Source organism: Kitasatospora sp. NPDC057512 (genome assembly GCF_042802135.1).
GTDB lineage: Bacteria > Actinomycetota > Actinomycetes > Streptomycetales > Streptomycetaceae > Kitasatospora.
Window position 1 is genome coordinate 1 of record NZ_JBHVET010000279.1, and the last position, 9,935, is coordinate 9,935.

Below are 9,935 nucleotides of genomic sequence, written 5' to 3' on the forward strand. Positions count from 1 at the left end.
GTCGGCCGGTCGCGCGTTGTCGGCCGCGTTCCCCCCGTCAGCCGTCCGACGGCCGGCCGAAGCGCGGGGCGAGCAGTTCGACCCGCCCCTCGCGGAGGTGGCCGCGGTGACCGTCCCCGTACTCCAGCCGCAGGCTGCGGTCCGCCGGGGCGCCGACCACGACGGCGCACTCGACCGCGGCGTAGGAGGACTGGCGGTAGACCCACACCCTGTCCCCGACGTGGAACTCCGCCGTCTCCGAGACGATCACCGGGCTCACCTCCCTTCGGGCCCGCCCACTCGTCTGTACGGTGCGCGGCGCCCGGCTGTTCACCTCCGGCCGGAGCCGGGCGCGGTCACCGGCCGGGGGGCCGGGTCGGCGCCGTGGCGGTCGGCAGGTCGGCCGGCCTGCCCGCCTGGTCCACCGGTGTGCCGTCGGGGTAGCGGGCGCACTCGCTGCCCGCGCTCACCGCGAGGGTCCGGTACGCGGGGTCGAAGCGCAGCGAGGCGCTCTCCGCGAGGGAGCCCGGGCCGGTGTCCGGTGGCGTCAGCGTCAGGCTGGGGACCGGGGCGGACTCGTCGGAGGAGGCGACCGTCCAGCCCTGGGCGGTCAGGCTCTGCCGGGCCCGTCCCACCGCCTCCTCCCACTCGCCCCGGGTGACCCCGGTGAGGGTGAACCGCGCGCGCAGGGCGGCCGTGCGGGGCTGGTCGGCGCCGGTGTCGTTCATGCTCTCCAGGAGGTGGGAGAGGCCCCGGGCGGGGCAGGCGTCGTAGATCCGGGCCGTGATGCCGTCGTCCCCGCCGCGGTCGGGCGCCGGCGCCACCTCGGGGCGCAGCGCGAGGGCCTCGTAGACGGTCTGCGTCCGGGCGTCCAGGTGCCGCGCGACGGCCGCCGGATCCGCCACGGGGTACGGCTTGCCCGTCCAGGCCGCCTCCGCCGCCCCGTACGCCGTGTACCCGACCGTGCCGAGCACCAGCACCCCGGCGGCCCCGGCCACTGCCGTGACCCGCACGGCCGTGCGGCGGCCCGGCCCGTCCTTCGTTGCGCGATTCCTCATGATCACCATCGTCCACCGCCGGGCCGGGCCACCGCCTGAGTACGGATACTCACCCGGTGGCGTCGGCGTACTCGCGGTCGTCGGCGTACTCGCTGGTCGTCGGCGTACTCGCGGTCGGACGGGGGCGGGTCAGGCGTGGGCGGCGGCGCACTCCGGGTGGCCCCAGGAGCTGCCGACCTTGGTGATCTTGTCGCCCTTGGCGTACGAGCGGCTGCACGGGCAGGTGCCGGGGAAGCGGGCGTTCAGGGTGCGCGAGCCGCCGCTCCGCTTGGTGGCGCCCGTGCCGCCGGTGGAGGACGCGGATGCCGTACGGGGGCTGCGGGCCTTGGGGGCCTTGGAGGCGACGGCCGGGTCGGGGACCGGCAGGTCGGCGGCGGTGCCGGAGGCGTCCTGCTGGGTGCGGGCGGCGTCGCTGGCGGCCTTGTCGGCGATGGCGTTCAGCGGGTCGCCGTCCACCTGGTGGGCCGGCACGTACACGAAGGTGACGTCCCGGCCCTCCAGCAGGGCGTCGATCGCCTGGATCAGTTCCTGGTTGGCGACCGGCTTGCCGGCCGCCGTCTTCCAGCCGTTGCGCTTCCAGCCCTTCAGCCACTTGGTCACCGAGTCGCGGGTGTAGGTGCTGTCCAGCCGCACCTCCAGCGGCGCCGCCGGGTCCGTCGCGGCCAGCAGCTGCCGCAGCGCCGTCAGCTCGCCCACGTTGTTGGTGCTGTGCCCGAGCGCGCCGGCCTGCCAGCGCTGGGGCGCCCCGGTGGCGTCCGCGACCACGTAGGCCCAGCCCGCCGGCCCGGGGTTGCCCTTGGCTGCTCCGTCACACGCTGCAATGACTCGTTCGACCATGCCCCGATCATGCCTGGTCGGACGGCCCGGAGACAAAGCCGCTCAGGTGCGCAGCAGGGGCAGCAGCAGCGCCGCCGACCAGCTGAAGTTGGTCGAGCTGTGCCCCTCCCCGGTCAGCGGGTCGTAGTTCTCCCGCACCGGGCCGCCCCCGGCCAGTCCGGCGGCGGTGGCCAGCAGCCGCTCGACGGTGCGCCGGGCGTCCTGCTCCCAGCCGTAGCGGCGCAGGCCCTCGATCGCGAAGTAGGTCTGGTCGAGCCAGGCCAGTCCGCGCCAGTAGCCGCCGGGGTCGAAGGACGGCGAGCTGCGGGCCACGGTGGGGAACGGCATGGCGGTGCCGAACTCCGCCGGGTCGAGCAGCAGCCGGCGGACGGTACGGGCCTGGGCGGCGGTGGCGGTGCCGGACCAGAGCGGGATCGCGCCCTCGATGCCGCGGCCCCGGGCGGTGAGCCGGGCGCCGGTGGCCAGGTCGGTGTCGTGGAACCAGCCGGTGGCCGGGTCGTACATGGTGTCGCGCACGACGGCGTCGATCCGCTCGGCGCCGGCGCGCAGTCGGTCGGCGGCGGGCCGGTCGCCCAGCTCGGCGGCGATCAGCGCCAGGTGGCGGTGGTCGGCGGCCAGGTAGGCGTTGAGGTCGACCGAGCGCTGGTCGAGCGACCAGCCGAGCAGTGTGCCCTGCGCGTCCCGGTTGGGGACGACGGCGGAGGTGTCGAAGCGCGGGGCGTTGTCCATGCCGGACTCCCAGGCCGCCGCCTCCCGGCAGTCCTCGGCGGTCGCGTTGGCCGGGTCGACGGTGGCGCCGTACTCGCACAGGCCCTCGCCGAGGTGGTCGCGGGTGCGGTACCACCAGTCCCGGTAGGCGGTCAGCCTGGGCAGCATCTCGCGCAGGAAGGCGCGGTCGCCGCTGCGCCGGTAGACCTCCCAGACCGCCCAGGAGGCCAGCGGGGGCTTGGAGTTGCGCTCGTTCCAGTTGCCGCCGCCGGTGGCCGGGTCGTTGTAGAAGACGCAGTCGGGGACCATCCCGGCGTCCTGCGGGCGCTCGGCGGAGCCGGCCGGGACCTGGTGGTCGAAGACGGCCCGGATCTGGTCGGCGGCCAGGCCGGGGGCGAAGGCGGCGGTGCCGACGGCCTGCTTCCAGGTGTCCCAGGCCCAGACCCCGCTGAACCACTTGTAGGAGAGCGTGGGGGTGACGGCGTCGTGCCGGATCCTTCCGGCCGGGCTGCGCCAGTTGGTGACCAGGGTCTGCACGCACTTGGCGGCGGTGCGGCGGCGGGCGGCCGGGACGCCCTCGGTCGCGCGGACGAGGTACCCGTGCCAGCGGGCGGTGCCCTCCGCCGCGACCCGTTCCGGGGTGCGCAGCGCAGTGTCCGCCTCCTTCGCGGCCTGGGCGTACTCGGCCTCGGTGAAGGTGTAGCTCTCGGTCCAGTCCAGGCTGCGGGTCTCCCCCGGCGCCAGCCGTACGGGTTCGGCGAGTTCGGTGCGGTGGCCGTCGCCGTCGGCGCTCAGCACGACCCGGACGGGCCGGGCGTGGCGGACGGCGAAGCGCTCGGTGCCGTCGGTGAGGTAGTCCCAGGTCTGCCGGACCCTGGCGAAGCGCACCTCCACGCCGCGTTCGGCGGCGACCAGTTTCGGCGCCTCGCGCTGGGGGCCGGTGGCGGGGCGCAGCAGCCGGCCGGTCCAGGCGGCGGCGAGGGTCCGTACGGTCGGGCCGGTGTTGGCGAGCCGGGCGCGGAGCAGGGCGGTGCGGTTGCCGGCGAAGCGCAGCTCCAGGGTGAGGGCGAGGCCGCCGCCGAGGTCGTGGGTCAGGCGCAGCAGGCCGGGCAGGGAGGTGCCGCGTGCTGGGGCTCCGGCGGTGAGGTCCAGGGGGCGGCCCTGTTCGGTGAGTTGGAGGCGGGTCAGGCCGTCGCTGAGCCACCAGGGGTACTCCTGGGCGAGGTACAGCGGGCCGGTGAAGCCGCCCTGCGGGTCGGTGGGGCGGGGCAGGGCGTAGGCGTGCCAGGCGCCGAGGTCGGCGAAGACGGTGATCGGGTTGTTGCCGCGGGCGTCGCCGGGGTAGGCCTGGGCGGGGGTGCCGTGCAGGTCGAGGACGTCGGCGTAGTGCTCGACGTCGGGTCCTTCCGGTCCTTCCGGTCCGTCCTGGGCGTCCTGTCCGTCCTGGGCGTGGGCGGCGGCCGGGGCGGCCAGGGTGCCGGCGGCGGCGACCGCCGAGGCGGCGAGGAAGTGGCGGCGGGTCAGCGGGTTCACGGGCGCTCCTCGGTGGCGGGGAGTCGGAGGACGGCGGCGCCGAGCGGCGCGAGGGTGACGGCGTCGCCGATGGCGGCGCCGGTGAGCAGGTCGGTGCCGGGCGCGTCGAGGGGCACCCGGCGTTCGACGGGGCCGTGGTTGAGCAGGAAGAGGTACTGGCGGCCGTCGGCGGCGTGGCGGCGGGTGGCCTCGACGTCCGCCGGGAGGTCCGGCAGTTCGGCGCCCACGCCGGCTTCGGCGAGCGGCAGGTCGAGCACCCGGCCGACGTCGGCGCCGAGGTGGCAGCTCAGGTACCAGGCGGTGCCGGCACCAAACCGGTTGCGGGTGACGGCCGGGAGACCGGCCAGTGTGCCGGAGGCGTAGCGGGCGAGGGTCTCGGCGCCCTCGGTCTCGATCCACTCGCTCCAGCGCTCGGCGCGCAGTTCGGCGCCGTGCGGCTCGGCGTGCGCCTCGGCGCCGTCCGACCGGGGGCCGTCAGGCCCGGTGCCGTCCAGCCGTACGGCGGTGGTCGCGCCGTCCGGGATCGGCCAGTGCTCGTCCACCACGATCCCGAGCAGTTCGCGCAGCGGCCCGGGGTGGCCGCCGGGGTGGATGTGGTCGTGCCGGTCGGCGATGCCGCTGAACGGGCCGCAGACCAGCCGGCCGCCGCCCCGCACGTAGGCGGTGAGGCGGTCGGCGGTGGCGGTGTCGAGCAGGTAGAGGTTGGGGGCGAGCACCAGCGGGTAGCCGTCGAGCCCGGCGGTGGGCGGGACGAAGTCGACGGTGACGCCGCGCTCGTGCAGCGCCGCGTACCAGGGGCGGAGCAGTTCGGGCCAGCGCATCCGGGCGGAGGGGTGGTCGTCGAGTTCCAGCGCCCACCAGCTGTCCCAGTCGAGCAGGACGGCGGCCCGTCCGCGCAGCCGGCTGCCGGCGATCTCGCCGAGGCGGCGCAGCTCGGCGCCGAAGCGGACGGTCTCCTGCCAGCCGCGCGCGGCGGTGCCCCGGTGCGGGAGCATCGCGCTGTGGAACTTCTCGGCGCCGGCCACCGAGGCGCGCCACTGGAAGTGCAGGACGCCGTCGGCGCCGCGGGCCAGCGCCTGGAGCGACCAGAGGCGGTAGAGGCCGGGGCGTTTGGGCACGTTGACCGGCCGCCAGCTGACCGCGGAGGGGGCCTGTTCCATCAGCAGCCAGGGGCGGCCGCCCTTGAGCGAGCGCATCAGGTCGTAGTTCATCGCCGCGTTGACGTGGGCGCGCGGGTCGGCCGGGTCGGGGTAGGCGTCGTCGGAGACGAGGTCCTCGTGCCGGCTCCACTCCCAGTAGTCCAGCGCCTTGAGCATCGACATGAAGTTGGTGGTGACCGGGACGCCGGGTGAGACCTCGTCCAGGACGGCCTTCTCGGCGCGGTGCAGGGCGAGCAGCGCGTCCGAGCAGAACCGGCGCCAGTCCAGCAGCTGGGTGGGGTTGACCGGGCCGGGCGCGGTGCGCGGCGGCTCGATCTGCTCGAAGGAGGTGTAGCGCTGCGACCAGAAGGCGGTGCCCCAGGAGCGGTTCAACTCCTCGATGCCGCCGTGCCGTTCGCGCAGCCAGCGGCGGAAGTCGACGGCCGAGGCGGGGCAGAAGCACTCCTCGACGTGGTCGCCGTACTCGTTGTGGATGTGCCACAGGGCGAGCGCGGGGTGGTGGCGGTAGCGTTCGGCGAGCGCCCGGGTGAGCCGGACGGCGGCCTCGCGGTAGGCGGGCGAGGAGGGGCAGTAGTGCTGGCGCGAGCCGAACTCCAGCCGGACGCCGTCGGCGGTGACGGGCAGCAGGTCGGGGTGGGTGCGGACCAGCCAGGCGGGTGGGGAGGCGGTGGCGGTGGCCAGGTCGACGGCGATGCCGTGCCCGTGGACCAGGTCGAGCAGGCGGTCCAGCCAGCCGAAGTCCCAGCTGTCGGCGTCGGGTTGGAGGCGGGCCCAGGAGAACACGCCGACGGTGACCAGGTTGACCCCGGCCTCGGCCATCAGCTTCACGTCCTCGGCCCAGACCTGCTCGGGCCACTGCTCGGGGTTCCAGTCCCCGCCGTACAGCAGGCCGGGCACCCGGGTGAGGCGGTCGGTGGTCACGGTCGTGGTCATCCCTTCACGGCTCCGCCCAGCAGGCCGGCCACGAACTGCCGCTGGAAGAGCAGGAAGAGCACCATCAGCGGGAGCGTGGCCAGGAGGGAGCCGAGCATCAGGCCGGAGTAGTCGACGTGGGTCAGCCCGGTCAGCGTGTTGAGCGCGACCGGCACGGTGTACTTGTCCTCGGTGTTGAGCATCAGCAGCGGCCAGATGAAGCCGTTCCACTGGCCCATGAAGGTGAAGATCACCAGCGCGCCCAACTGCGGCCGTACGCACGGCAGGACGACCTGGTAGAAGGTGCGCAGCTCGCCGGAGCCGTCGATCCGGGCCGACTCCAGCAGTTCGTCGGGGAAGTCCAGGAAGCCCTGGCGCATCAGCAGGATGCCGAAGGAGTTGGCCAGGAAGGGGACGATCACCGCCTGGTAGGTGTCGATCCAGCCGAGGCTGGCCATCATCTGGAACAGCGGGACGAGCAGCACCTGCAACGGGATCATCATGGTGGCCAGCACCAGGCCGAGCAGCAGCCCGCGGCCGCGGAAGCGGTACTTGGCCAGCCCGTAGCCGCACATCGCGGACAGCAGTGAGCTGAGCGCGGTGTAGACGACGGCGATCCCGAGGCTGTTGAGCATGACCCGGCCGAAGCCGATGGTCTCCTGGAGGTGCGCCAGGTTGCGCAGCAGGTCGCCGCCGGGCAGGAACGGCGGCGGGGAGTGGAACAGTTCGGAGCTGCTGTGGGTGCTGGCGATCAGCATCCAGGCGAAGGGCACCAGGCTGAGCACGGCGCCGAGGGCGAGGGCGGTGAGGACGGCGGCGCGGCCGAGGCGGGCGGGCAGCGGGGTGCGGCCGGACCTGGGCGACAGGGTGGTGGTCACCGGCGGCGTTCCCTTCCGTAGAGCCGGAACTGGAGCAGCGAGACCGCGGCGATGATCAGCACGACCACCCAGGCGATGGCGGCCGCGTAGCCGAAGTCGAGCTGCTGGAAGCCGACCTTGTAGAGGTAGACCACCGGGGTGAGGGTGGCGTCGCCGGGGCCGCCGCGGGTCAGCACGTAGTTCTCGTCGAAGAGTTGCAGGGTGCCGATGGTGGAGGTGATGACGCAGAACAGCACCACCGGGCGCAGCTGCGGCAGGATCACGCCGGTGTAGGTGCGCACGGTGCCGGCGCCGTCGAGGGCGGCGGCCTCGTACTGGTCGCGGCCGATCGCGTGCAGTCCGGCCAGCAGGATGACGGCGTTGTAGCCGGTCCACCGCCAGGTGACCGAGCCGATCAGCGAGATCCGGGCCCAGGTGGGCGAGTTGAGCCAGTCGACGGGGCCGAGGCCGAGTGCCTGGAGGAGCTGGTTGGCGAGGCCGCCGTCGGTGCGCAGCAGGACCTGGAAGACCACGGCGTAGGCGACCAGGGTGGTGATCGCGGGCAGGAAGAACACCGCCCGCCAGCCGGCCCGGAACCGCAGCCAGGACTGGTTGAGCAGGACGGCGAGCACCAGGGCGAGGCCGATCATCACGGGCACCTGGACGGCGAGGATCAGGCCGGTGTTGACCAGGGAGTGGAGGAACGCCGGGTCGTGCAACATCCGCCGGTACTGGTCCAGGCCGACCCAGACGTCGGCGCCGTCGCGGCGGGCGGTGAAGCTCTGGTAGAGGCTGGCGCCGAGCGGATAGGCGAAGAAGGCGACGAAGAGCGCGGTGGTGGGCCCGGCGAACAGCCAGGCGGCGGTGCGTGGGGAGCGTCGGCGGCGGGCGGGGGCGGCCCGGGTGGGCGCCGACGGCTTGCGCAGGGTGGCCGGGGGGCTGCTGGTCATCGGGCCCGCCCTACCCGACCGTCTGGCGGCCGGTGGCGGTGGCGATCTGGCGGGCGGCGGAGCGCAGGACGGTGCCCGGGTCGGCGCCGTTGTGCAGCACCTGGTTGACGGCGGTGGTGACGATGTCGCCGGCCTTGGAGTCGTCGGCGGTGAGCTCGACGGCGGGGATGGCGCGGGTGAGTCCGGCGAACAGCTGCATGGCCGGCTGGCCGCCGTAGTAGGGGGCGGGCTGCTGGAAGTACGGGTCGTCCAGGGCGGGGAGGTAGGCGGGGAAGAGGCCTTCGTGCTGCATCATCGAGGCCTGGTTGGCCTTGTCGGCGAGCAGGAAGGAGAGGAACGCCCAGGCCGTCTCCGGGTTCCGGCTCTGCGCGGGGACGCACAGGGTGGAGCCGCCGCTGTTGGAGGTGCGGGGGCCGCCGGGGGTGAAGGCGGGCAGCGGGACGACGCCGAACTTCCCGCCGAGGTCGGCCATGTCGGTGGTGAGGGTGCCGTCCCACCAGGCGGCGGTGGGGGTGGTGGCGGCCTTGCCGTCGTGGGTGCCGGAGACGGCCCCGTCCCAGCCGTTCTCGAAGTCCACCAGGTCGCGGTCGACGAGCTGTTTGAGCAGGGTGAGCGCGCGTTCGGCGGCGGGGGTGGCGACGGCGACCCTGCCGTCGGTGAACCAGCGCTGGCCCTGCTGCTGGAGCAGCATGGCGAAGAGGCTGTCCTGCTTGGCGTCCAGGATGAGCAGCTTCCTGCCGGTGGCGGCCTTGAGCGCGGTGCCGGCGGTGAGGTAGTCGTCCCAGGTGGCGAGGCCGGCCGGGTCGATGCCGGCCTGCTGGAACAGGTCGCGGCGGTAGAACAGGGCGCACGGCCCGCTGTCCCAGGGCAGGGCGAAGACCTTGCCCTTGGCGTCCGTGACGGTCCGCCAGGACGACTCCGCGTACTGGGACTTGAGGCCTTCCGCGCGGCTGGTGAGGTCGACCAGGCCGTTCGGGAAGTTGCCGATGTAGGTGGGCAGCTTGTGGCCCTCGACGGTGAGGATGTCGGGCAGTCCGCTGCCGGCGCCGAACCCGACGGTGATCTTGTCGTAGGCGTTGTCGTAGCCGATGTCCACCACGTCGACCGTGGTGCCGGGGTGGGCCTGTTCGAAGGCCTTGCCGAGCCGCTGCATGGCCTTGGCGGCGACGTCCCAGGACCAGATGACGACCTTGCCGGAGAGGGCGGCGCCCGGGCTGCCGGTGAGCTGTTTGGCGCTGGTGCCGCCGGCGCCGCCGGTCGCGCAGCCGGTGGCTCCGGCCATCAGCAGCGCGCCGCCCGCGAGTCCGGCGGAGAGGATCCGGCGCCGCGTCGGACCCGATGTCAATTCGCCCTGGTCATGGGCTGGTTGGGGATCTTTTCTGTGCCGGGTTCGTGCGGACATCTTGCCTCCCGACTGGTGAATGCCGAATGCTGTATACAGAACTCAGCATTCACAACCCCGTCAAGGCTTGTGACTGAAATCGCGGAAGGTGCCAGCATGAGCACACGCGTCCCCCGAACCCACCCGTACATCCCCAACTCCGCCCCGCAGGTGAGGAAAGCGATGCTGGCGGAGGTCGGCGCCCAGGACGTCGAAGAGTTCTACGCCGACATCCCCGCGGCCCTCCGGCTGGACCGCCCGCTGCGGCTGCCCGAGCCGCTCGGCTCCGAGGCCCGGCTGGTCGCCCACATGGAGGAGCTGCTCTCCCGCAACACCGCCGTCCCGCCGGGCCGCAGCTTCCTCGGCGCCGGCTGCTACCGCCACCACGTGCCCGCCGTGGTGGACGAGATCGTCAACCGCAGCGAGTTCCTCACCGCCTACGCGGGCGAGCCGTACGAGGACCACGGCCGCTTCCAGGCGCTGTGGGAGTACCAGTCGCTGATGGCCGAGCTGCTGGCCGTCGACGTCGTCAACGTGCCGACGTACGACGGGTTCCAGGC

8 protein-coding genes and 1 pseudogene are annotated in these 9,935 nt (G+C 73.7%); 1 reads left to right on the plus strand and 8 read right to left on the minus strand.

Going from position 1 to position 9,935, the window contains the following annotated elements; translation table 11 throughout:
- Positions 1-37 precede the first annotated feature (37 nt).
- The 8 genes from ACFU6K_RS19495 to ACFU6K_RS19530 all read right to left on the minus strand — a co-directional run bounded on the left by ACFU6K_RS19495 (position 38) and on the right by ACFU6K_RS19530 (position 9,339).
- Entirely contained in the window at positions 38-250 is a 213-nt protein-coding gene (locus ACFU6K_RS19495) for a hypothetical protein (protein WP_380664603.1), read from the minus strand.
- An 85-nt stretch (positions 251-335) separates the two neighbouring features.
- Positions 336-1,037 carry a hypothetical protein gene (locus ACFU6K_RS19500; RefSeq protein ID WP_380664604.1) on the minus strand — a complete coding sequence of 234 codons (702 nt, stop codon included), beginning with the start codon at positions 1,035-1,037 and terminating at the stop codon, positions 336-338.
- A 129-nt stretch (positions 1,038-1,166) separates the two neighbouring features.
- Positions 1,167-1,874, minus strand: coding sequence for a ribonuclease H (locus ACFU6K_RS19505; protein ID WP_380664605.1), 708 nt, complete (start codon positions 1,872-1,874; stop codon positions 1,167-1,169).
- Between the two features lie 42 nt (positions 1,875-1,916).
- Positions 1,917-4,115, minus strand: a complete 2,199-nt coding sequence (locus tag ACFU6K_RS19510) for a trehalase family glycosidase (protein WP_380664606.1) — start codon at positions 4,113-4,115, stop codon at positions 1,917-1,919.
- Positions 4,112-6,208: a beta-galactosidase gene (locus ACFU6K_RS19515; protein ID WP_380664607.1), complete on the minus strand. Its 2,097-nt coding sequence runs from the start codon at positions 6,206-6,208 to the stop codon at positions 4,112-4,114. Before ACFU6K_RS19515 ends, ACFU6K_RS19510 begins: the two co-directional genes overlap by 4 nt.
- Positions 6,205-7,065, minus strand: coding sequence for a carbohydrate ABC transporter permease (locus tag ACFU6K_RS19520; RefSeq protein ID WP_380664608.1), 861 nt, complete (start codon positions 7,063-7,065; stop codon positions 6,205-6,207). Before ACFU6K_RS19520 ends, ACFU6K_RS19515 begins: the two co-directional genes overlap by 4 nt.
- A complete protein-coding gene (locus ACFU6K_RS19525; RefSeq protein WP_380664609.1) occupies positions 7,062-7,994 on the minus strand; it encodes a carbohydrate ABC transporter permease in 933 nt (310 codons plus the stop codon). Before ACFU6K_RS19525 ends, ACFU6K_RS19520 begins: the two co-directional genes overlap by 4 nt.
- A 10-nt stretch (positions 7,995-8,004) precedes the next feature.
- The gene (locus ACFU6K_RS19530) at positions 8,005-9,339 is read right to left on the minus strand and encodes an ABC transporter substrate-binding protein (protein ID WP_380664610.1); all 1,335 of its coding nucleotides are present in this window, start codon (positions 9,337-9,339) and stop codon (positions 8,005-8,007) included.
- A 153-nt stretch (positions 9,340-9,492) separates the two neighbouring features.
- Here ACFU6K_RS19530 and ACFU6K_RS19535 point away from each other — a divergent pair.
- Positions 9,493-9,935 (plus strand): annotated as a pseudogene (locus tag ACFU6K_RS19535) (aminomethyl-transferring glycine dehydrogenase); the annotation flags it as partial.

Excerpts from the sequence above, each read along its gene's own strand:
- ACFU6K_RS19525 (WP_380664609.1), bottom strand. The coding sequence starts at position 7,994 with ATGACCAGCAGCCCCCCGGCCACCCTGCGCAAGCCGTCGGCGCCCACC.
- ACFU6K_RS19515 (WP_380664607.1), bottom strand. The coding sequence starts at position 6,208 with ATGACCACGACCGTGACCACCGACCGCCTCACCCGGGTGCCCGGCCTG.
- ACFU6K_RS19505 (WP_380664605.1), bottom strand. The coding sequence starts at position 1,874 with ATGGTCGAACGAGTCATTGCAGCGTGTGACGGAGCAGCCAAGGGCAAC.
- ACFU6K_RS19500 (WP_380664604.1), bottom strand. The coding sequence starts at position 1,037 with ATGAGGAATCGCGCAACGAAGGACGGGCCGGGCCGCCGCACGGCCGTG.